Origin of the sequence: Brumimicrobium glaciale, assembly GCF_004152935.1 — a bacterium.
Lineage (GTDB): Bacteria > Bacteroidota > Bacteroidia > Flavobacteriales_D > Crocinitomicaceae > Brumimicrobium > Brumimicrobium glaciale.
On the sequence record NZ_SETE01000005.1, the window covers coordinates 76780 to 100919 of the forward strand.

Annotated in this window: 22 protein-coding genes; 15 read left to right on the forward strand and 7 right to left on the reverse strand. The window is 32.3% G+C overall.

Going from position 1 to position 24140, the window contains the following annotated elements:
* Positions 1-59: 59 nt before the first annotated feature.
* The 4 genes from ERX46_RS12075 (at position 60) to ERX46_RS12090 (ending at position 5130) form a co-directional block, all read left to right on the forward strand.
* Positions 60-575 (forward strand): DUF3124 domain-containing protein, encoded by a 516-nt coding sequence (locus ERX46_RS12075; RefSeq protein ID WP_130094133.1) that lies wholly within the window; start codon positions 60-62, stop codon positions 573-575.
* A gap of 123 nt (positions 576-698) precedes the next feature.
* Positions 699-1883: a BaiN/RdsA family NAD(P)/FAD-dependent oxidoreductase gene (locus tag ERX46_RS12080; RefSeq protein ID WP_130094134.1), complete on the forward strand. Its 1185-nt coding sequence runs from the start codon at positions 699-701 to the stop codon at positions 1881-1883.
* A 372-nt stretch (positions 1884-2255) separates the two neighbouring features.
* Positions 2256-2945 carry a class I SAM-dependent methyltransferase gene (locus tag ERX46_RS12085; RefSeq protein ID WP_130094135.1) on the forward strand — a complete coding sequence of 230 codons (690 nt, stop codon included), beginning with the start codon at positions 2256-2258 and terminating at the stop codon, positions 2943-2945.
* Between the two features lie 313 nt (positions 2946-3258).
* Positions 3259-5130 carry a PLP-dependent aminotransferase family protein gene (locus tag ERX46_RS12090; protein WP_130094136.1) on the forward strand — a complete coding sequence of 624 codons (1872 nt, stop codon included), beginning with the start codon at positions 3259-3261 and terminating at the stop codon, positions 5128-5130.
* 290 nt (positions 5131-5420) lie between these two features.
* On the opposite strand, the gene ERX46_RS12095 is transcribed toward ERX46_RS12090, so the two are convergent.
* Genes ERX46_RS12095 through ERX46_RS12105 form a run of 3 tightly spaced genes read right to left on the reverse strand, consistent with a single transcriptional unit; the run spans position 5421 to position 6672 of the window.
* Positions 5421-5750: a hypothetical protein gene (locus ERX46_RS12095; protein WP_130094137.1), complete on the reverse strand. Its 330-nt coding sequence runs from the start codon at positions 5748-5750 to the stop codon at positions 5421-5423.
* Positions 5751-5755: 5 nt separating this feature from the next.
* Positions 5756-6292, reverse strand: coding sequence for an RNA polymerase sigma factor (locus ERX46_RS12100; RefSeq protein ID WP_207214167.1), 537 nt, complete (start codon positions 6290-6292; stop codon positions 5756-5758).
* A complete protein-coding gene (locus tag ERX46_RS12105; RefSeq protein ID WP_130094138.1) occupies positions 6292-6672 on the reverse strand; it encodes a DUF6249 domain-containing protein in 381 nt (126 codons plus the stop codon). Before ERX46_RS12105 ends, ERX46_RS12100 begins: the two co-directional genes overlap by 1 nt.
* A 192-nt stretch (positions 6673-6864) precedes the next feature.
* Here ERX46_RS12105 and ERX46_RS12110 point away from each other — a divergent pair, with 192 nt between their 5' ends.
* Entirely contained in the window at positions 6865-7485 is a 621-nt protein-coding gene (locus ERX46_RS12110) for a porin family protein (RefSeq protein ID WP_130094139.1), read from the forward strand.
* 18 nt (positions 7486-7503) lie between these two features.
* On the opposite strand, the gene ERX46_RS12115 is transcribed toward ERX46_RS12110, so the two are convergent.
* Complete coding sequence (locus ERX46_RS12115) at positions 7504-9168, reverse strand: ABC1 kinase family protein (RefSeq protein WP_130094140.1); 1665 nt, start codon at positions 9166-9168, stop codon at positions 7504-7506.
* 253 nt (positions 9169-9421) lie between these two features.
* Here ERX46_RS12115 and ERX46_RS12120 point away from each other — a divergent pair, with 253 nt between their 5' ends.
* A complete protein-coding gene (locus tag ERX46_RS12120) occupies positions 9422-10696 on the forward strand; it encodes a T9SS type A sorting domain-containing protein (protein WP_130094141.1) in 1275 nt (424 codons plus the stop codon).
* Between the two features lie 103 nt (positions 10697-10799).
* Here the strand turns inward: ERX46_RS12120 and ERX46_RS12125 are convergent, their stop codons facing one another.
* The gene (locus tag ERX46_RS12125) at positions 10800-12638 is read right to left on the reverse strand and encodes a CHRD domain-containing protein (RefSeq protein ID WP_165366224.1); all 1839 of its coding nucleotides are present in this window, start codon (positions 12636-12638) and stop codon (positions 10800-10802) included.
* Between the two features lie 66 nt (positions 12639-12704).
* Complete coding sequence (locus ERX46_RS12130) at positions 12705-13268, reverse strand: fasciclin domain-containing protein (RefSeq protein WP_130094143.1); 564 nt, start codon at positions 13266-13268, stop codon at positions 12705-12707.
* 486 nt (positions 13269-13754) lie between these two features.
* On the opposite strand from ERX46_RS12130, the gene fabV reads away from it, so the two are divergent.
* The 3 genes from fabV to ERX46_RS17520 all read left to right on the forward strand — a co-directional run bounded on the left by fabV (position 13755) and on the right by ERX46_RS17520 (position 15964).
* The gene (fabV, locus tag ERX46_RS12135; protein ID WP_130094144.1) at positions 13755-14945 is read left to right on the forward strand and encodes an enoyl-ACP reductase FabV; all 1191 of its coding nucleotides are present in this window, start codon (positions 13755-13757) and stop codon (positions 14943-14945) included.
* Positions 14946-15196: 251 nt separating this feature from the next.
* Complete coding sequence (locus ERX46_RS12140; protein WP_242494574.1) at positions 15197-15727, forward strand: DUF6934 family protein; 531 nt, start codon at positions 15197-15199, stop codon at positions 15725-15727.
* A gap of 66 nt (positions 15728-15793) precedes the next feature.
* A complete protein-coding gene (locus ERX46_RS17520) occupies positions 15794-15964 on the forward strand; it encodes a hypothetical protein (RefSeq protein WP_165366225.1) in 171 nt (56 codons plus the stop codon).
* 274 nt (positions 15965-16238) lie between these two features.
* On the opposite strand, the gene ERX46_RS12145 is transcribed toward ERX46_RS17520, so the two are convergent.
* A complete protein-coding gene (locus tag ERX46_RS12145) occupies positions 16239-17717 on the reverse strand; it encodes a DUF6770 family protein (RefSeq protein WP_130094145.1) in 1479 nt (492 codons plus the stop codon).
* Positions 17718-18025: 308 nt separating this feature from the next.
* On the opposite strand from ERX46_RS12145, the gene ERX46_RS12150 reads away from it, so the two are divergent.
* The 6 genes from ERX46_RS12150 (at position 18026) to ERX46_RS12175 (ending at position 24133) form a co-directional block, all read left to right on the forward strand.
* Positions 18026-18361, forward strand: coding sequence for a DoxX family protein (locus ERX46_RS12150; protein ID WP_130094146.1), 336 nt, complete (start codon positions 18026-18028; stop codon positions 18359-18361).
* 9 nt (positions 18362-18370) lie between these two features.
* Entirely contained in the window at positions 18371-18709 is a 339-nt protein-coding gene (locus ERX46_RS12155; protein ID WP_130094147.1) for a DoxX family protein, read from the forward strand.
* A gap of 244 nt (positions 18710-18953) precedes the next feature.
* Positions 18954-19577, forward strand: coding sequence for a porin family protein (locus tag ERX46_RS12160; protein ID WP_165366226.1), 624 nt, complete (start codon positions 18954-18956; stop codon positions 19575-19577).
* A 137-nt stretch (positions 19578-19714) separates the two neighbouring features.
* Positions 19715-21400: a T9SS type A sorting domain-containing protein gene (locus ERX46_RS12165; protein ID WP_130094149.1), complete on the forward strand. Its 1686-nt coding sequence runs from the start codon at positions 19715-19717 to the stop codon at positions 21398-21400.
* Between the two features lie 308 nt (positions 21401-21708).
* Positions 21709-22824, forward strand: coding sequence for a DUF2914 domain-containing protein (locus tag ERX46_RS12170; protein ID WP_130094150.1), 1116 nt, complete (start codon positions 21709-21711; stop codon positions 22822-22824).
* 226 nt (positions 22825-23050) lie between these two features.
* Positions 23051-24133: a CNNM domain-containing protein gene (locus ERX46_RS12175; protein WP_130094151.1), complete on the forward strand. Its 1083-nt coding sequence runs from the start codon at positions 23051-23053 to the stop codon at positions 24131-24133.
* Positions 24134-24140: the final 7 nt, after the last annotated feature.

Sequence of the window (24140 nt, forward strand, 5' to 3'; positions counted from 1 at the left end):
ATCTAATCTTTTGTATATTTGATTAGACAAAACATACTGTTCGACAATCTATATAAAACATGAAATATTTCAAACTCTTACTTTCTATTCCATTATTAGCGCTTTTAAGCTGTGAAAATCACGTTCCCAACAGCGAAACGCAAATTCTTGTTGAGGATCATGCTATTAAAAACTTAGCTACTTCATCAGATAGTCTGCATCAAACGAAGAAAGTTTATGTTCCTGTTTATTCAAATATTTATCAAAGTACACGTAACGACAGGACTTCATTGACTTCAACTTTGAGTATTCACAACACAAGTGAAACAGATACTTTATTTATTACAAGAATAGATTACCACAATACAGAAGGTAAATTGGTGAAGAAATATTTGGAATCGCCTATTTATCTCAACACATTTGAGACTATTGAATATGTCGTTGACGAGAAAGATGACACTGGAGGTTCTGGTGCAAATTTCGTAATTGAATGGTATGGAAGTAAAAAACTGAATCCATTATTTCAAGCTATCATGATTGGTGGTTTAGGAAGTAAATCTTTTTCATTTGCCACTGAAGGAATTTATTTTGAATAATCCTCATTGATTTATAATTCAGCCAATTCATGCACAACGATTAACTAAATTTAGACAAATCCAACTCACATTTCCACACGAGAACTTTGGGATCAAACGTTAAAAATACCACTCATTTTTTAGATGAAAAAATTAACAATTATAGGAGGAGGCGCAGCAGCACTTATGCTCGCAGCAGAAATAGACACAAAGAAATATAAAGTAACACTTTGTGAAAAGAAAAAATCTTTGGGTCGGAAATTTTTAGTTGCTGGTGAAGGTGGTTTGAATTTGACATTTGATTCTCCTCTAGAAGAACTCATCAATCAATATTTTCCGAGTGAGTTTATGGAGAATAGTTTGCGTCAGTTTAGTAACGTAGATTTAATCAATTGGCTAAACAATCATGAAATCCCAACATTTATTGGTTCAAGTAATCGGGTTTTTCCAGAAATGGGAATCAAGCCCATCGAAGTACTCAATAAAATTGTAGAATATATATCAGCAAAAGATATAACGTTTAGATTCTCCTCAGAATGGTCGGGTTGGAATAAAAATGGGGATTTATACTTTGAAGAAGGCGAAATTATTGAATCTGACATCGTTGTTTTTGCATTGGGTGGAGCAAGTTGGAAAGTGACAGGCTCTGATGGAGAATGGAAAAACCTATTTGAAGAACGAAATATAAAAATCAATCCTTTCAGAGCAGCCAATTGCGCTTTTGAAGTCGATTGGGACAAAAATTTCATTTCCACTCATGAAGGAAAACCATTAAAAAACATTGCATTAGCATTCGAAAATAATTTTTCAAAAGGAGAAATGGTAATCTCTGAATTTGGATTAGAGGGAAATGCAATTTATGCTTTGAGTCAAAAAATTCAAGATAAATTGCTCATTGATGAAACTATAACGATTTATTTAGACTTAAAACCGACTTTAACAATTGATCAGATTAAATCCAAATACAAGAATTCAAAACAATCGAAAGTAACTGATATTCTGAATAAAGATTTAAAAATTGACAGAACAGCCATTGGACTTTTAAAGCAATTTTCGAGTAAAGAAACCTTTTCAAATCCGGATTTATTAGCCAAAATCATTAAATCTGTTCCAATTGTTATTAAATCAGCGGATGAAATAGATAAAGCAATTTCTACTTTAGGAGGTGTCGATTTGGAAGAAGTTGATGAAAACTTACAACTCAAGAAAATTCCAAATTCTTATGTAATCGGAGAAATGTTAGACTGGTACGCTCCTACTGGCGGTTATTTATTGCAAGGAAGTTTTAGCATGGGGTTTTGGTTGGCGAAACGACTTAATAATTATTAATGTTAAATTATTAATGGTTAACGGTAAGACTTGGAGCGTTATGAATTCGTTAGTAGTGGGACAATTTAGTGAGTTTTGGGATTTTAAGGATTTAAAGTTTGAAAAATTCAAAGATTCAGAAACTGTCGCTTTCTAAATAATTGAAATGTTGATGGCAATTATTTTTAGAGATAAAAAAATCCGTGTTTATCTACTTCGACTTCAATCTGCACAAGTAGGGTACTTTCATCCATTGCATTGTACAATGGCTAGAATTAAATTATTTATTTCTGAGATTTATCGGGACAACAAAAATCATCATTTTTAGTCGACTCTAGAATCATCCACAATTTGCTTTAAATATTTAACTTTAGAGATTATTTTTACACGACTATGGACGAACTAACACAAGATATATTTGAATGGGATATTTTAAATTGGTCAAAAGCATTAGACTTTTGGACGAAGGAAATTGACATTAAAGATAAAAACTTTAAATGTTTGGAACTTGGTGGAAGACGAGGTGGATTATCTCTGTGGCTTGCTATGAATAACAATTCTGTTATCTGTTCGGACTTAGAATCTCCAGAAGAAATTGCTGAAAAATTACACACCAAATACAATTGCACCGATAAAATAGAATATCAAAGTATTTGCGCCACTGATATTCCTTATGAAAACGCGTTTGATATTGTGGTTTTTAAATCTATAATGGGTGGAATTAGTGGAAACGGTCAAGATCATTTAAAAAAACAGATGATAGACCAAATTTATAAATCCTTAAAACCAAACGGTAAGTTATTGTTTGCCGAAAATCTTGAATCATCGTTTATCCATAAAGGTTTTAGAAAGACGTTTATTAAATGGGGAGAAAGATGGAACTATTTAAAACACGACGAAATCAAACATGTTTTTAGCTCATTTGATAAAGTAAAGTTCAAAACCGTAGGCTTTTTCGGAACATTCGGAAGATCAGAAAGCCAAAGAAACTTCTTGAGTAAACTCGATAATGTTGTTACGAAAGTTGTTCCTAAAAGCAAGCGGTATATATTGTTTGGAGTGGCAGAGAAGACTAATGTTTAATGGTTAATTATTAATGGTTAACGGAAAGGAAAAGCAATGTTTAATGGTTAATTATTAATTGTTAACGTGGTTGGATATTGAATTTCTACTGTGTAGAAATTGAGTTTACTAATAAACCACTACTATTAAAAAACCGTCCAGCGCAAAAATCGTTAAACATTAATCATTAAAAGTCCGTCCAGCGCAAAACCCGTTAAACCTTAAACATTAATAATTAAAAGTCTGTCCAGCGCAAACACACATTAAACATTAAACCTTAAACATTAATCATTAAAAAAACCGTACCTTGCATGCCTATTAAAAGTTGAAAATTATGGAGGCAAATAAAATGCGAAATTATATTAAAGATGTACTGGAAAATATGCCAAGTGATTGGTTGACACTCACAACACATCGTTTAGATATTTATGACGAAAAGTTAGCAAAAACTCAGTTTCTAAATGAGTTAGAAGATTTGTTTAACGACAATAATTCTGATTTATCAGTACTAAAAAAACTGCCTACTGCTTATGATTATATTCGTTTAGGTCATCCTTTATCTTGTATTTTGGAATGGGGAATTGCGAATTTATACAACATAAATTCAGAAAATGTAATCAGTTTCTCCTCTAAGACAGTTCCTGTTTTAGCTATTTTAAGAACAAATGCATTAAAGAATAAGAAAACTCAGATTGCTTATACTGGAGAATTACCAGCTCATTTTGATGCTGATAAAATTCGTGAAGTTTATGAATATAACTTCGATTTAAAGAAGGTAGAGAAAGCAGAAGATATTTCTGAGTATGATGGAACTACAATTTTTATTTCTCATGAAGATAAAATTGGAAATACTGATCTTTCTAAAAATGTAGATTTCTATATCAATTTACATGCTCAATTAGGAAGTGTTTTGATTGTGAATGGTGAACAAAACGAAAGCTACATTTCGGATATTCAGCATGTAAGAAGAAGAGAAACTATTGCAATGACGCCAGAAAATTCTCACGTTGCTTTAAAATCATTTATTGAAGATTCTGCAATTGATTTTGAAGGGAATTTTGACGAAAATCTTGCTCAAAATAAATCAAGCGTTTTAAAATCATTCAATGAGATTACTGGAACAACAATAAAACCATTAGTTGCGTCAAGTGGACTGTCCATGCAATATGCAATTATGATGGGACTTATTGATGATGCATTGGAAAATCACAAAGGAAAAGAAATTAAATTTATTGTTCCTCCAAATTGTTATGGTGGAACGAATGATCAAGCCAGACGTGTTGCGGCATGTAACGACAACGTGGAAGTTGTAGATTTACCTGTAGATGGTGAAAATGACATGGTTCAGAGTATTGATACTGTGCTTACGAAAATCGCTAATGAAGACGCTATTCCATATATAATTGCTGAAATCCCAACGAATCCTAGAGTTGAGGTTCCTAATTTGGAAGCTTTGAAAGCTGCTTTAAGTAAAGAGCGCAAAACTGCAAATGGTGAAATCGCTATTGATCCAGTTTTCATTTTAGATCAAACATTTTGTCCAAACGTTCATTTCTTAGGCGAAGGAGAAATTCTATCAACCGTGAGAACAATTTCTTATGCGAGTGGATCGAAATTTCCTAGTGGTGGAAAATGTACTGCTGGTTATTGTGTTGGAAATGACATGACGCAAACTTTGATGGATAAAATTGAATTGCATCTGGAACTTTGCGATAACGAAGCGACACATCTTCAATATGAGATTTTAGCGAAGCAATTGCCTTCAATGAATCAACGAATTATTGATGCTTATAAAAACACACGTGAATTCGTGACATTTATACACGATGTTCTGCCAAGCGCAAAAATAAATTTTGTTTCGGAAGAATTAGCAGAGCATGAATTTACACCTTCAGTTTTCTCATTAGATCTTCCAACAAAAGGAAATAATGCAGAAGAAAAAGAAGCGTATAAAAGAGCATTGAATTTGAAGTTAATCAACATGATGATTACAGAAATTCCTAATGAAAGTAAATTCTGTGTAAGTTATGGTCAGTTGAAAGGATGTTATTGGACAATTCCAGCAACATCAACGCAAGGAACAACCAAAGAAGGAGATAAAGATTATATTGTTAGGGCATCGCTGTCTGGAAATATGGATTTAGAAAAACACAAAGAGGTATTTTCAGAATTTGTTAAACATTTGTTTAAGGATTTAAAAGGATAAACATTTTACGGAGGTACAATGAAGGGACGTTTTGAAAAACGTCCCTTTTATCATTAATGTATTATTTGATTCAAGGATTCAAAAGAAAAAACATTTAACGAAGTTACAATGTAGGGACGTTTTGCAAACGTCCTTTACATTATTCAATGATTATTTGGTTAAGGATTCAAAAATTCAATGATTCAAAAAAACAAACATTTATCAAAGCCATAATGTTCGTCCATTTTACAAATCGTCCTTTTCAGTATTAAATTTTTATTCGAATAAAGATTCAACAAACCCTCCCATTTTCACACCTTGGTTTTTCTATAATCTACATAAACATTTACAAACCAATACAAACTAAAAGTACTGGCGATAAACAATGTAGAAATAACAAAAGTTTGCGATTGAAATGGATTTCCATCGGTTTGAAAATAGAAATAAGCTGCCAAAATCAATAAGAATAAATACATTACTCTCAAAATGTAGAAGTAACTGCCATTAGAAGTTTTTACTTTATGGCTTTTTGGAATCAACCCTTTTTCAGCATTAATTTGATGTATAATTCTGTCCTTTAAATTCTCGCTGGCCTTTAGTTTTGATGCCAGCATCAATTCTTTTAATTCTTTATCTTCCATGATAATTATTTTAAAATGTCATGTAATTTTTTTCGCGCTCTAAAAAGTATGATTTTGACATTACTTTTGGTCAAAGTCATAATTTCAGCTATTTCGCTCACTGAATATTCCTCTAAATAATATAAAGTTACAACGATTGCCTCGTTTTTTGGTAATCTCTCAACCGCTTTATTTACAGATTCTTTTCGTTCTTGAAGTTCACTATTTTCGTTGGATTCAAAAACTATCTTTTGTGAATCTTCAGTGAGGTTTTCAATATAATCAGCTTCCCCCCTTTTCTTAACCTTATTGAATGTTGTTATTGCCGTATTGTAAACGATTCGATAAAACCAAGTTGAAAATTTACTTTTTGAACTATAAGTATGCATGTTATAATAGGCTTTTACAAAAGCATTCTGAACAACATCTTCTGCTTCTTGTCTATTATTCAAAATACGAAAAGCAATCGTCAACGCCATATCTTGGTATTGATCAACAAAAAAGTCAAAGGAAGATGAATCTCCCTTTAAAACTTGCTTTATTATTTGCTTTTCATTCAACATTAATCTACTTCGTTTTCATTGTGGTTCTTTGACATAAAGAAATAGATTAAATGTGAAATCCCTAAGAATAGCAGCACTATTGGTGCAATTACCCAAAAACCTTCGTCTTCACGTAAATTTAAAATTTTGACGATCAAGATACCAATTCCAACCCCAACACCTACTCCAATTAACAAAACAGCATTTTTCAATGTTTTCAAACGATTTGGGATTTCTTTATCATCGCTCGGAGGCATCAAACCCTGATTGATCATTTCCATTCGTTCTTTGTGTTTATGGTTTGCTGTGCGCAAAGCAAAATAAACTCCTAATCCAATTGGTAAAGCAATGGTAGAAAGAATTGCAACAATAGCTATTACGCTTCCAAAAATATCATTCATCTTTTTTAATTTAAAGTTAATACGAATTTTGTCTCACTAATAAGACTAACGATAAAATGATTTGGTTACAAATGGGTAAAATAAATAAACCATTTCGATAACTTGCTTTTACAATAATTTAATAGAAACTCCGTTTGCACTGAATAACAGATAACTAAGGAAGAGTAACTTATATCAATTAATTTTTGAGAAATGAAAACAATAATTTTATTTACAGTTTTGATCTTCTGTTCTTTGAGTTTAAAAGCACAATCGGAAAGTAATTCAGAAGAAAGTAAATTTAGATTTGGATTTAATCTTGGCGCTAATTATTCAATGATCAAACCGGTAAACACACCAACCGCTAATTATGAAATCTCAAATGGAATTGGATACAATTTAGGAGTACTCATGGATTATTCAGTTACTGATAATTTTATTATTTCTCCAAAAACAGAATTGGCAATTCACAATAGCAGCATGGAATTTAGAAACAATAGCAACGGTTCAAGTTATTCCTACAAAATTCTTCCAATAAGTTTGAATGTAATGACACATTTCAAATACAAGATCACAGGCAAGAAGCACATACCTTATATTTTTGTTGGCCCAAATTTAAAATTACCGCTTTCTAGAAATCCAACTATAAACACAGCTTATAAAACCAGTTACGATATTGCGCTAGATTTCGGAATAGGATTAGAAAACAAAGTGAAAAATTTTATTTTCGCACCTGAACTGAGATATTCCTATGGTCTGCTGAATATAAATGGCAATCCATCTTTAAAAGGTCTGAAATTACACAGTATTTCATTGGTTTTGAATTTTACCTAAGTAAAATTCAAACCTCACTTACTTTTGCTTTTTACTTTCATCAACAAATAAAATTTGATACAATAAATACATTCCAATCAAAGCGGCAATAATGAACAATACAAAAGCAAACGCTGGATATCCAAAAACGGTGAATGAACTCGGAATTTGAACTAACATTGCAGCTCCTATGATTAACGCAGCGATAATTAATCCTGCTGTAATTCGATTGGCTACTTTTTGAAATGCTCCTGTAAATCGGTCTTCATCAATCGTATCTACTTTAATTCTTATTTTATTTTCGGCTAAGTTTTCTGTGAATTTATTGATTCGATAAGGCAAACTCTCCGTCAAATCTTTCATTTCTAAGAACAATTCCATCAAGTTTCCCGGCTTCAGGTCCTCTTTCATGCGCTTTTGCATCAAATGTTTAGCATACTCTTTCACCGTTTTCTGCATGTCATACTCAGGTGTGAGTGTAGCAACAATTTGATCCATATTCAACAATATTTTCCCTAGTACATTCAAGTCTACAGGAATATGAATGTTCTGTTTTGCCGCCATTTGATTGATTTCAATAAGGGTTCTCCCCGTCTGTAAATCTTTCGCTTTTTGATTTTGACTTTCTTGAATTTTTCTTTCAATATTCTTTGTAAATAGTGCTAAATCGACATCTTTATCATCATATTCACTAATAGAAAGTAAAAGATCAGTCACACGAGAACTGTCGTAATTACTTAATCCTATCATTAATTTAAGAATCGTTTCTTGCATTTGATTGCTGAACTTGGCTACCATTCCGGCATCCATTAAAGCAATTTTATTGTCTGGTGTTAAGTAAACATTTCCTGGATGTGGGTCAGCATGAGCGAAACCATCAATAATTATTTGATTCAGATATCCTTTGATCAAATCATCAATTAAAGGCACCATGTCGAGATCCATAATTTTTAACGGCGAAACCTTTGTAATTTTGTTTCCTTCTACAAAATCCATCGTTAATACTCTTGAAGAGCAATAATCCAATACTGGTGCTGGAATAAATAAATGATGGAAAGACTTTAAATTTGTTTTTAAAGTAAGCAGGTTTTGCGCTTCTAAATTATAATCTAATTCCTTCAATAAAATATAACGCAATTCTTCAATTACTGTGTGAAGGCTGTAACTTCTAGCAACTTTACTTATACTTTCAGCCTTTTTAGACAACTCCATTAAGGTATCTAAATCTTCAATAAATCGCTTACGTATTCCAGGACGTTGAATTTTAACTGCCACAACTTGACCCGATAGCGTAACCGCTTTATGCACTTGTCCGATTGAAGCACTTGCCAGCGGCTCTTTATCGAAAGACAAAAACGCTTTTGAAATTCGAACTCCTATTTCTTCCTTGAAAATTTCTTCTACAACTTCGTACTCTACCTCATCGACATCATCTTGCAATGTTGCTAAAGCCTCCATAAAATGCGGAGGAAGTAAATCTGGTCGTGTAGAAAGTAACTGACCCAACTTCACATAAGTTGGTCCCATTTTCTTTAAGTCTTCCGTTAATTCTTCAGGAGTATGATCAAATTCATCAGCAATATTTTCTTTATCCGCTGATTGAATTTCATCGCCAGAAAATGAAAAAACATCACTGTTCCAGTATTTCAACATGAATTTGAAAAAGCGAACGTATTTGTCGTATTGATCAGGAAGAATTCCCATAGTGTATTTATTTTTTTTTTGCAAACTACGAAAAATGAGCTTATGGTAGATTTATTTAAGAAAATTTGGAGAAGTGGAGAGTGAGTTTGATGAGCGTAAGGTCTACAAGATTTGTTTTCATAAGTATTTAGTGACTCGTCGGAAACACAACATATTAAAATGACCAGACCAAATCATCAATATAAGTCAAATGCCGTATTTCAAGATGCGCATCACTCGCATAACTTTACAATGAATTTTAAAATCAATTATCATGAAAACAATTTTTACTTTTTTATCTATCGCATTAGCGACGACTTCTTTTAGTCAGAACTGGACTTCAACAGGAGCATTAGCAGCATCAGGAAGTAGTTATCTTATTGCTGCTACTAGTATTGGTGACAATGTTTATGCAGTGGGAAGCGACCTCACTTTTGTATATTCTCCAAATAGAGGAGTAACATGGACAGCACCCGCAATAACGCCACCTCCTGGAGCATACTATGCATTGATAGCTTGCAATAATTATTTATATGCATCTATGAAACTCAACAACTATGACCATGAGCTTCGTTATAGTTTAAACAACGGATTAACTTGGACTGTAGATACAGTTGGTTTGCCACAAAACTTACCAAATACTGGAAAAGAGGCAATGAATGTGCGTTACATGGGCAACAATTATGTAATGGCTTTCAATCCTACAAAGGCTTATCACAAAAAACTGGGAACAAGTACATGGATTGCTACAACTATTGATTACACGATTCCAGATGTTATTGGAATGAATGACAATTGGTATGCAATTGGAGCAGGAAGAATGTATAAAAGCACGAATCATGGAGGATCATGGTCAGAACTTTCACCAACAGGATTGCCAACAGGATTTCAAGGAAATAAATTGGCGAGTAATGGCTTAGACCGTTTATTTGTTTCGAATTCACCAGCAAATGGAGGAACAGACATTTACTTTTCAGCAGATGGCGGAAACTCATTTACTCTAACAAATTCAGCAGCTCAATACACGTACAACAATGCGTTTATAGGAGCTATGTTTGCAGTTGATGATTTTATTTTCGCTTCTGTTTTGCCTGAATCTGGGAATTTTGTGGATGAACCACCATTTATCAGTTCAATGTCAGCTTCACCAAGTTTTAGTGTTGGTGATGGTTCAGGGCTGCCAACTAACGCAACAATTTCAGATATCCCATTCTACTTCAATTCAGGAAATAAACTATTTACAATGTATGGTGATTTATTCACAAGTATGCCAGGATTTATTGGGAATCCAGTAATTGTTTCAGTTGATAAAAACGAAGCTTTAGAAGTTGGAATTTATCCAAATCCTGCTCAAAATCAGATTAATATTTCAACAAAAGAAATGAGTAATCTAACATCTATTGCTTTATATTCTTCTCAAGGACAATTGATCAGAGAATTTAAGATTAATGAGCAATCAATTAATGTTTCTGATTTACCTAGAGGTCATTACATTTTGAAAATTCAGAGTACGACTAATGTAGGGACTAAGCAGGTGATTTTAAATTAGGGTTTAACTTTTCAAAACCAAAGAACCCTGCTCAAAACATTTCTGTTCTGAGCAGGGTTTGAACTAATCAACCAAGCAAAAAGTTAATTAGATAATTATAATCTTATTTTTTAATTACTCTTGTAATTTGACTACCTGCTTTCAACATATAAACACCACTTGGTAATTTAGACATGTCGATTGTAGTATTGTTAGCATTAACTGATTTAGTTTGGATGATTTTTCCGAAAATATCAACTAACTGTACTGTCATTTCACCTTCAAATTTCTCGAATGATAAAGTAATGATATCTGAAGTTGGATTAGGGTAAGCTGTTAAATTGTTTTCCTCAATTACATTTGAATCATCAAGACCCAAAGTAACTTGCATACACTCAGAACCACGCATCACTTGACCACGAACTTCACCATTTGGATTGTCTGCAGTATGAACGTTAACATACATTTCGTTGTTTCTGAATTTCGTTTCAGCTGCTGCGTTCATTGGTGAAGCATCGTCAGCCGTAAGGTATCCGTAAGCTCCATCATAAGAATTTGTACCTGCAAATAAACCAGATAAATCAAATTCTACTCCTCCATTCATTCCTGCTGCTGCATTGTGAATATGAGACGCTGTGATTGGTCCTGAAAGATCTTTAGCAACTAACATAACGTGTGCATTGTTTCTTTCTCTTGAAATAGTAATGATACCACCTCCACTAGCTGGAGTTGAAACACCTGGTACTTCTTGATCACCACTTAAGTTTACAGAGTAACCCTCACGAGCAACACGGTTAATTTGAGCTCTAATTTCACCATTTGGATTTGCTGCAGTATGTACATTTAAGTAGATATTACTTTCCAATAATTCGATAATTAAAGACTGTGTTAAAGCAGCTCCTGAGATTGTTCCTGAAATTCTGTTTCCAGTTACATCACCTGACAAGTCAACTACAACTGGACCATTCGCTCCTGCTGCTTCATTATGTAAATGCGCTCCCATGATTGCACCTGACAAACCTTCAACTTGTACAGAATAATCAATAGATGTAAAATCACTGTTTAAAGAAAACTGTGCAACTCCTGTAGCATTTGTTGTAACTGCTGGTACTTCTTGCATTCCTGAAAGTGCACCATCAAAAGCAACTTGGTTATCATAATTCAATTGAGCTCTAATTTCACCATTTGGATTTGCAGCTGTATGAATATTAACATAGATATCATCTGCTTCTAAATTTGCAACAAAACCAGGTATTGCTGAAACATCTGCAACTCCTATGATAGAATTACCCATTATAGATGGTGATAAATCAACTACTACTGCTCCGTTTGAACCTGCAGCACCTACGTGTAAATGTGCTCCTCCAATTGTTCCACTCAATCCATCAGCTGTAATCCAATACATCAACTTTTTCTTGTCTAAAGAAAGATTGAAAACACCTAATCCACTTGCAGCTGTAACAACCAATGGCACTTCATTAAGTCCATTTAATTCTGCACGGTATGGGAAATCACTTTCCAATTTAACTTGACCTCTGATCTCACCATTTGGATTAGCATCAGTATGTGCATTTACATAAATGTCACCTGTGATCATATCAGAAATTAAAGCAGATGTTAATGCTGCACCAGTAATTACTGTTTTCACGTTACCGTTTACTAAAAATGGTGATAAATCAACCACTACTGCTCCGTTTGTTCCTGCTGCACCACTGTGTAAATGAATTCCATTAAGCATTGTTGGTGAACCTGCTGTATAGATAGAAATACATAAAGTATCTCTTGTTCCGTTTAAAACCATTGTTGCAACTCCTTGTCCTGTTGTTGTAACTGCTGGCACTTCTTGTTGACCGTTCATTCTAGCTGAGAAAGTAAGCTGATCACCCAAGTGTGCAGCGAAACTCATTGCTGAAGTTGAAAGTGTTAGAACTGCAGCTATTGCAATTTTTTGTAAATTTTTCATCATGTTAAATTTTAATTATTCAATTATAAGAGCCGATACCTTTTACCGGCTCTGGGCAAACTTGTATTACATTTTTGGTAAAACTACTTTGTCAATTACGTGAATTACACCGTTTGATTGGTAAACATCGTAAGTAGTGATATTTGCTACACCTCCATTTTCATCTGTAAGTGTAATGTTGTGCTTTCCGTTCATTTGTGCAGTCAATGTTCCGCCTGCTACAGTTTTTAATTTTGCTGAACCTTTTCCTTTTTTAATTAATCCAGAGATTGCATCGAAATCATAACTTCCAGCTACTACATGGTAAGTTAAAATTGTTGCCAATTTACTTTTGTTTGCTGGCTCTAATAAAGATGCTACTGTTCCTTCTGGTAAATTCTCGAATGCATCATTAACTGGTGCAAATACTGTGAAAGGTCCTGCAGTTTGTAAAGTCGCTACTAAATCTGCTGCTTTAACCGCTGCTACTAATGTTGTGTGATCTTTAGAATTTACTGCATTTTCTACAATGTTTTTCTTTGGGAACATTTCCTCTCCACCAACTTTAACTGTTTCTTGTGCAAATGATGCTGTACTCATTAAGAATATTGATCCTGCAATTAATCCGATTGTTTTGAATGATTTTTTCATGTTTAATTTTTTTGCGTTTATTAATTAGTTATTGTTTGCCGAGACATACGCACTGGATTGTGTTTTGGATTTTAAAAAATGTAATTAAATTGAAATTAAATCACTACACACTGATTATTAACTATTTAAAAGTGTGTTTTATTTTTAAATAATTTTAAATAAAGTGGGATTCCTCCTTAATAAGGTGATTATAGTTGATGAAATCTGGATTGATTAGGAAGTTTGAAATAAGGAGTTACTGCTTTCGTGGTCTTTACTGCTATCTTATATACTAATTAGTGGTTGAAAAGGAAGCAGCGTGACTAGTTCTCTTAAAACCATACCAGGACAATCCCATAATCGCATACATTAATTTAAGAATCAATAGAAGCCCTATTATTTTCAAATCTTGGATTATCTTCGGCTAGAATTTATTAAATTAGGTGCTTAAATAACTTGACACGTTTTTCACAACTGGTCATTGATAATATTATAAAACAATAAAATATGATAATTGAACCAAGAACTCGCGGATTTATCTGTACAACAGCTCACCCAGAAGGATGCGAGCAAGGTGTATTAAATCAGATTGAATATATAAAATCAAAAGGGAAAATCGATAGTCCAAAAAAAGTCTTAGTAATAGGTGCCTCAACAGGATTTGGTATAGCTTCAAGAATTACGAGTGCTTTTGGCTCAGACGCTTCCACTATTGGAGTGTTTTTTGAAAAGCCGCCTTCTGAAGGAAGAACAGCTTCTTCTGGTTGGTACAACACAGCAGCTTTCGAAAAAGCAGCGCATAAGGCTGGTTTGTATGCAAAAAGTATTAATGGTGATGCTTTTTCCAATGAAATTAAAGAGCAAACAATTGCATTAATCAAGAAAGACCTTGGTCAAATTGACTTGGTTGTTTATAGTCTAGCTTCACCAGTTAGAACTCATCCTGTAACGGGAGTTAAATATAAATCTTCTCTAAAACCAATTGGTGATGTCTACACAAATAAAACGGTAGACTTCCATACTGGAGAAGTTAAAGAAATTAGTATTGATCCTTCGGTAGAGGGAGATATTGAAAATACTGTCGCTGTAATGGGTGGTGAAGATTGGGAAATGTGGATTGATGCTTTGAAAAAAGAGAATTTACTTTCTGATGATTTTAAAACTGTTGCCTATTCATATATAGGACCAAAATTAACTGAACCTGTTTACAGAAACGGAACAATTGGAAGAGCAAAAGACCATTTAGAAGCAACTGCTTTTAAGATTACAGATAAACTTAAAGACATTAGCGGAAAAGCATACATTTCTGTTAACAAAGCGCTTGTAACACAATCTAGCTCTGCGATTCCTGTTATCCCTTTGTACATGTCTTTATTGTACCGAGTTATGAAAGACAACAATGTTCATGAAGGTTGTATTGAACAAATACAAAGATTGTACACTGAAAGATTATTCTTGGATGAAGTTCCAACGGATAATGAAGGAAGAATACGCATCGATGATTTAGAAATGCGTGCTGACATTCAAGAAAAAGTAGCTGAACTTTGGGAAAAAGTTACTACTGAAAATTTAATGTCCATTGGAGATTTACAAGGATATAGAAATGAATTCTTTCATCTTTTCGGATTTAATTATGATGAAATAGATTATACAAAAGAAACGGAAGAAGTAGTTGACATTGCTGGATTACAAGATTAATTACGGATTATAAATTACGAATTGGGAATTTTCCACTTTAAAAGCAAGCAATTTGGTAACTTCGAAATTGAAGATAATTTTAAAGGGATTTAATCAATTGACCAACGGTAATTTCAGAAAAGCACCTTTATTCATCATTTTGGTGCTTTTTTATTTTTCATTGTGTTTTTTAAAGTTCAATCAATCAGTTTTCATATATTTATATGTTTATACCATTAAATTTATCAGAACTTAAATATAAAACCTAACTCTTGAATAATATTCATGCATACAAATTTCAAGTTTTAAATAAAGATTCATTAAGCACTCAATTTATTTTTGAAAGTAAAGGTGAGAGAACTATCGTGAAAGCCATAGAATATAGCTTTATTAGAAATATTTCAGGTAGAAAAGTTTACAATTTAGGATTTGGAGATTTCAATGAAAAAAATGGCATGCTAATAGATGACATTAATAGTAATAATGGAGACATGCGAAAAGTATTAAATACGATTCCAAAATTTTTCGCACTTAATAACGAAGCTGCAATTTGGGTACAAGGAAGCGACAGTGCAGAGGACTTTAGAGCTAAATGTGAAATTAAATGCAAAAAGAAATGTGATGAAATTTGTAAAAATCATAACAGGAGAATAAAAGCATATAAATATTATGTCGACAAAAATTTCGTTCAATTGAGTAAAGAGTACATCTTTTTTGGTTTCACAAGTGGAAAAAATCCTGACTTTGTGCAGTATATTCCCAATAGTGAATATATAGGAATTTTGGTGTATAAGAAAAAATGAATTATCTTTGTCTAGTTGAATGTTTAATGAATTTATACATTATTCAAATTTAACTTTTGAAAAAAAATGGAACAAGAAAAACAAATACGTAAATCTCAAAAAGCTATTTCAATGTCAAAAGCGACTAAAGAAAGACTAGCTAAAGTTGCCTTAGAATTAAAAGGAAAAGAGTTGTTTCCACAAAAAGTAGAACAAGCAAAGAGAACATTGAGTAAGATTAAATCACTTCCTATTTAATAACGACTATTATTTCATTCTTATTAAATCTTAATCATGAAAAAAAATATAGAATGAATTTAATTAAATATTTTCTACTATTTCTCTTTCATCTTTTCGGATTTAATTATGATGAAATAGATTATACAAAAGAAACGGAAGAAGTAGTTGACATTGCTGGATTGCAATAGATAATATTGAACTAAAAATACATTAAAAAAAGTGCTTAAGGAAATACATTCTTTAAGCACTTTTATTAATTTAACGGAATTAGTAAGTTATATAGACAACTTGCTTAGTAATCGAAATTATAATAAGAAATCATCTTGTTTTTATAAATTAGTACAGATAGTCTGCCTGCTTCATTTTTCAAAACGTTGAATGATTCAACTTTTTTAATTTTCCCCATTTCGGATTCAATTGGCTCTGATTCTGTGATTAACGCTTCTGTAGTAATATCTGCAATTCCAACCCTTACTTTATTTCTATAACCTTCAATAATTGTATAAACCATAGCTGGATTTCCATCACTATTTTCTACCCAGAACTGATAATTACTGATATTTTTACTTTTAAACATACTTGCATACGTATTAACATTAGTAACCATTCCTTCAACAACAATTTTGTTCTCCTCTTTGGTTACAAATTTAATTTTATCTAAACCCAAATCCTTATTGAATTTTAAAATTATAAAGTCACCCATCAAGAAAGCAGTATTCACTGTTATTGAACCTCCTGCTCCACCACCACCAACATTGATAGAACCGCCTAATGATGGACGTAAACGAATAGTTTCTGTAATCAGATAAAAACCGTCATCTGTTTTAACTACATCGTTCACAATAAATTGAGGGGCATCCTTAACGTTCAATTGCTCTTCGGTCATTAAGTCTTTTGCAACTGGAATAATATCCATCTCAAAACTCACTTCTTCTTTCATTACAATATCACCATTTGGAGAAAATCCAATTCCGAAAACACCTTCTGGCTTCACTTTACCTTCTTCAGGATATGAACCAAAAATGTAAGTATTTTCATCGTCGAGCAATATTTTATTTGGGTAATAATAAAAGTTATTTGCAAAAACTTCATCAAAAACAACTTCTCCAGAATTATCTAATCGAATCATGTTTTGACTATAATTCTCTATAGACATCCCTTTTCCAGAAGTATAAACTACAGCAACGCCGTTTTCAGTAGAAAGAATATCGGTAACAGATATGGCCTTTCCTTTCTCAAATGTTTTGGTCCATAATTTATTCATCTCATTATCAACCATAATGATTTCGATTGTTGATTCTGCTGACATCAATTTATGTCTGATTGTATTTGAAATAACAAATCCATTCGGCGACTTGTAAATTTTTGAATCATATAGCTTGCCTTTCTCCAAATCTAATTTCCCAGCAATAGATCCATTTTTATCAAAACTATAAACAACATGTTTCTTCTCTTTTAGATCACCGAAAGAAATGGCCAAATGAGAATCATTACTCTCAGAGTGAATAACATCTGCTCTTTTAGAAAGTTGAATTTTATCCTTTCCTATTGTGTTGTAATCGTAATCTACGAAATTTACTGTGTAATTTCTAAATTTTCCTTTTTCACCATCTGCCTGATAAACACTATAAAACCCGATTTTATCAACATCGCCAGCTCCCTCAAAAATTTTCACATCATCAATTGTTAAATCTTGAGCAAATGAAATATTAGAGAGTACTGCCATCCCAAAAAGGAATAATCCTTGCTTAATAAACGTTTTTGTTTTCATTCTGTTTGTTTTCATAAGTAATATTTAATGGCACAATATAATAAATTACAAGTACACACAAGACTGCTTATTGCTATTAATAATTGAATCAAAAACATCTCATTCATAATTTATTGAAAATATCAAAAACAGAATAGTATATTTGATTGAATTATATCTTCATTCCGAATAATTCTTAAAAACAATTATTCTAAACATTTGTTATTATAGGGTAGAAATTAAAATCTGCAAGGAGAACGAAACTCATTTCAAAAAATAGGGCGGAATCAGAAAAGCCTCATGAGTAAGGAAAATTTAATTTATTAATTATGGATAACTTTACACATGTAGTACAATTAGCAATCGCAATATCAGTTGCTTTCGTATGGATTCTTAGATTTCATAACGTAGAAAAAGAATTTAATCAATTTGGATTAAGTTTGGTCACAAGAAGTTTTGTTGGTTTTTCTAAAACTGTTTTGTCAACATTGCTTGTCGTTGGAATTTGGTATCCAGAATTGGTTTTCATTCCCGCTGTTCTAATGGCATTTTTTATGTTATCAGCACAATTTTTTCACTTCAAAATAAAGAATCCATTCATCAAGCATTTACCATCACTTATTCTATTGATTTTAAGTCTTTATGTAGCCTATCAATCATACTAAAATTTAGAAATGGACATTATTACAATTTGCATTCTAATCTCTAGTTTGTCGTTTTTTGCTTACACCCTATTCTACTTTACTTCTACCAAAATGAAGGGAGAATTTGAGCGGTTCAAACTAGAGAAATTTGGTTTAATAGTCATTGTCCTGCAATTTTTAGGAGCATCTGGTTTACTGCTTGGACTAAAGTTCAATCTACTTTTAATTTTGTCTTCTCTAGGTCTGGCACTACTCATGTTTTTTGGAGTGATTGTAAGATTGAGGTTAAAAGATGGCCTTAAGGTTTCCACACCCGCTCTTTTCTATATGATTTTGAATGCTGTGATTTTTGTGTACGCTATTAAATAGAGAATTACGAATTAAAGAATTACGAATTGTGTATAATAATCAGTTATGGATTATTGGAATTATGAATTACAGGGTTTGTTAAAAATCGTTGGGTAATTTCAAGATTCATTAAATAATTCAACTACTATTCCTTAAACTCGTTCATTTGATTAATTTCGAAGTTAGATTATAATTTAAAAAACGTTACAAATAAGGCTAGCTTAGTCTATTACTTTTAGAAGCCAATTATGAAATGTTCAAACGCATGAAATCATCAAAATACTTTCTATTATTAATTCTTATTTGGATCATCAATCCTACTCAAGCTCAAATAAAGCATTATGATTTCAACATTCTAGCTTATGGTGGAATTGGATTTGGCGTGATGGAAAATGATTCGGATCCCAACTACAATATGAACAGCAATAGCGCTGATATATTATTAAAATATAGGGTCACCCAGAAATTAGGAATAGCTACAGGTATTGGTTTAAATGAATTGTCAGGTGATGGTTTTAACATAAATGGAAATTTTCATCATGAAAGAAAGTTGCTCAAAATTCCATTACTGGCTATTCTCGATTACACAATTTCTGATCATTTCAGCATTATTCCCAATCTCGGAGTATATGCCAACTACATTTTTGAAGATGAATATCGTTTTCTAAATTCCACTCATAAAAACATCTTTGAAGAATGGAATTTCGGAGCACAATTAGGTGTCGGACTTATCTTTGAATTATACACAAATTTTCATCTCGGATTTAACTACGGATTACAATATGATTTGAGCAAATTCTCATCAAGCAATAAGCAATTGATCATCAATGATAAACAAAAACTGGGCAGAATGAACTCGCTTGGGATTGTTTTGGTGATGGAGTTGTAAGAAAGTTGAAAAACTTATAAATCTATTTTTATTTGAACAATAAGAAAATTGTTTTTTTTGTTTTTTCACCTTAACTTAGTCAACACTTATAACTAACATTACCAATAGTTTAAAAAACTAATAAAACACAACTCACTATGAAAATTACAACCCTTATTACGGCACTCTTCATATCCTTAGCTAGTTTTGGTCAAGGATTAAATGGCGAAATAGCACTTAATGACGAATATTCTCAAATGTCAATGGGAATGACAGTTGTTGATGAATATTCTTACTTCATTAAATATCAGCCCAATGGAGATAACTATGCCACGACATATACATTAAACAAAGTAGATACCTTAGAAAATATTGTTTGGAGTAGCCTTATCGAGCCAAACCCTTCAGACGCAATGATTGAATTTAAAATCATTCCATCTGAAAATGGTGGAATTTATCTTTCTGGTTGGGGCTGGCCTTCATGCGATGTGGGGTCAGAATGTTTTCGATTTATTCAAAAGTTTGATGCAAATGGGAATCTAGGGTGGACAAAAACTTGGTTTGATGAGTTCTGTAATGAAGTTATCATAAGTGGTTTGTCATTGAATGATAACAATGAATTACTGTTTAATTACAAAACCGCAACTGAATCTAAGATCTATACCATGAGCTCAGGAGGAACCTTAATGGATAGTTTAAGTTTAGCCAATTCAGAGCTAGAAAGTATTTCAGAATTTACTAATTATGATAAAATCGCATATAAAAAAGATTCGATTTTTGGTTTTGATAATAATGGAAATTTGACAGCTTCGCTTAGATTTAGTACACATATTCAAGGAATGAAAGTGCTAAACGATACGCTTTACGCTTTGACTTCGGACAGTATTTTTAGTTTTGATACCAATTTTCAAGAAATCGAAGCGAATAACTTAGTTGGTTACACTGGATATTCGAATTTGAAGGTTGATAATAATCAAATCGAATTTATAAGTCATGGATTGAATGACCAATTTATAATAACATTGGATCATCAATTTGGATTAATAAATCTCCTTACTATTCCAATAAAACTTGATATTGCAACTGAAAAAGATTTTAATGATTTACATTTCACTGTTTCGGAAAACTATGAGCTCACAATGTTTACATCAATTCGCCATTTGGATTATTCTAGAAAATCAACTCAAGATGCAATAATTAACACAACTGATATTGGAGTAATTGATATTCAACAAACACAAGTTTCGGCAGTTCCTGCACAAGGAATAGAAGGTGTTTTCGAAATAAAATTATGGGCTGATGTATTGATTAAAAATTTTGGAAATAACACCTTAGACGACTGTCGAATCAATCACTACATCGCACAAGGATTTTGTGGATCTGCGGTTTATTCAGAACAATTCTCTAATTTAAACCTTGCTCCAAACGACTCAATGTGGATTTCATTGGGATTAATTCATACCAATAACAACTATTTCTCGGATAGTTTAATTTCAGCTGGTATCTGTGTTTATACAAGTCACTCAAATTTCAAAACAGACATGAATATTACAAATGATAATTATTGTAAAAACATTGTTTTTGGATATTTGGGACTGGAAGAAAATGAAATCAATGAAGTAAACATCTACCCAAATCCGACAAGCTCAATTTTAAATATTGAAATAGAAAAAGAGGACTTGCAATATGTAATTTACAATACTCAAGGTTTACTCATCAATAAAGGAGACGTGGAATCAAAACAAATCGATGTAAGTAAATTGTCAAGCGGAATGTATGTTTTACAGCTGAATTCGAAAGATGGAGATTTGATTCACAGGAAGCAGTTCTTAGTAAAAAACTAATTGTTATCCGATAGGAATCGGACGGTTAATTATTACAGTAAATTTTTAATGATTAACGAGGCAGTTGATTTGGATGATGGATTAATTGAAGGGTTCCCCATTTAAATATCAGGAAATAAACCAACTATAATACATGCTATCCAAACCGACAAAAACGGCTATTAATCACTAATTTAAAATAGATCCTTCAATCAAAAAAATGATTTAGAACAAAGCTCTAAATATATTTCCTAATAATATTTAAAATCAACCAATAAGCATATCAATTATAAATCTTTTTACCTACTTTCAATCCATTCTAAAAATGCATGAACAGAACAGTACAAAAATTTAAGAATAGTGGCTTTCGAAAATTCATTCGGAGAAACAATAAATATGCTCCCGTTATATTCTTTATTGGAGGATTTATTTTTGATTCTCTTACGCTTGGACGAATAGATCGTATTTATGACTTAACCATTTTGTGCGCACACATGACTTTTTTAACTGTTGTGATTTATGTGTATAATCGCGTGGATGACGGCAGGTGGAAAAACACACTTTTAGATGGTTATCAAATGTATTTGCCTTTGGCTATTCAGTTCTCATTTGGTGGACTTTCCAGTGCTTACGTGATTTACTTTTCAAGGAGTGTTTCCCTTTCTAAAACCATAACTTTCTTCGTTATTTTGGTGGCTTTACTTTTCGCCAATGAAATGCTGAAAAAACGGATTTCTAATAAATACCTGCAGTTTAGTGTCTACTTTTTTATCAGTTTTACGTTTTTCACGTTTATGATTCCGGTTTTCATAAAACAAATGAATACCAATATCTTTCTCATTTCTGGTTTTGTGAGTTTGGTTGTTACACTTTCACTTATCACATTTACATATAGAAAAAGTCCAAGCACAAGGGCTGAAATTCGCATTAAAAAGTTGGTTGCTATTATTTTAACAATGTACGCAACAATCAATTTATTCTATTTCACAAACCTCATCCCTCCTGTTCCATTGGCTTTAGATTCAGGAATGGTCGCACATAATGTCGAGAAAGTTAATGGTGACTATGTTGTAATCTACGAACGAGACGATTGGTATATATTTTGGCGAGATCACAGAATAAAATACATTCACAAACCAGATGAAAGTGTTTATGTTTTTACCTCAATTTTTGCTCCAACACAAATTACAAAACCAGTCTTCCACCGATGGAAATGGTATAATGAAGCAACAAAAACTTGGGAAATTACTGATAACATCGGCTATGAAATAACAGGCGGAAGAGATGAAGGTTTTCGTGGTTATACTTTCAAAAACAACGTGAAACCCGGCTTCTGGAAAGTAGATGTGATCACGGAAGAAAATTTAGTTTTGGGAATTATTGATTTTGAAATTATCATAGATCCAACAAAAGCGCCCAAAAGAGTTGTTGAAAGAAGGTTTTAAAACTTTAAATTCCAAGAGACAGTTATTAAGGTTTTGATTCTGTTAAAAAACACTTCTATTTGGTAAAATTGGAATTGAAACCATACTCCTTTTTATAGATTTTGTATTTTTAGGATATACTTTTAGTAGATTAATTCACATTATACTCAATTGATTATTTATATTCAGCTAACAATTGATTGAAATCGCACAGCATAGTAAACTACACCAAAACTAATTAGAAAAAATGGTAGCATTATTTGTCTATTTATTCATCGCTTTATTTATTTCCTTTTTATGCTCGATAATGGAATCTGTTTTACTCTCCATTCCACAATCTTATCTTATTGTCAAACAAAACGAAGGGAAAGTTTGGGCTCAACCATTCAGTGAGTTAAAAATGAATATCGACAAACCTTTGTCAGCTATTTTAACTTTAAACACCGTAGCACATACCATTGGTGCGGCAGGAGTTGGTGCTCAAGCAGTCAAAGTATTTGGTGAAGCATCTTTCGGAATTGTTTCCGCTGTTTTAACATTATTGATTCTATTTTTAACTGAAATTATCCCAAAAACAATTGGAGCTAGATTCTGGAGAAAGTTAACAAAGCCCGTTTACAAAATTATTAAAGTAACAATCTTCATCACTTACCCTTTTGTGATTTTATCTGCATTAATCACAAAAATGTTTTCCAAAAACGATAATGAAAACACAACAAGTAGAGCCGAAATAGCTGCTTTAGCAAGTATAGGAACAGAAGAAGGTCTATTCTCAAGTAAAGAGAACAAAATCATTCAAAATATTCTAAAATTAAAAAATATAAAAGTTAAGGAAATTATGACTCCGCGAGTTGTCTTAGCTACAGCAGATGAAAACATGAATTTAAATGAATTCTTAAAGGATAAAGAATATTTAAAATTCTCTAGAATTCCAGTTTACTCTGAAAACATTGAAAACATCACTGGCTACGTTATGAGGCAAGAGGTTTTTGAACATTTGGCTGAAGGAAATCAAAATCTAAAACTGAAAGATTTAAAACATTCTATTTTAAAAGTTCCAAACTTCACAGTGCTCTTCACTCTTTGGGAAAGTCTATTGGAGAAAAAAGACCATATCGCTTTAATCGTAGACCAATATGGCGGTGTGGACGGAATCGTATCTATGGAAGACATTATTGAAACTTTACTTGGATTAGAGATTATGGATGAAAAAGATACTGTAACTGACATGCAAAAATTTGCACGTGACAGATGGGAAAATAGACAAGTAAAATATGAAAATATTGAGAAATTCAATAAAGATGATCAGCCCGAAAAACCTAAAGAGTAAAGGATTG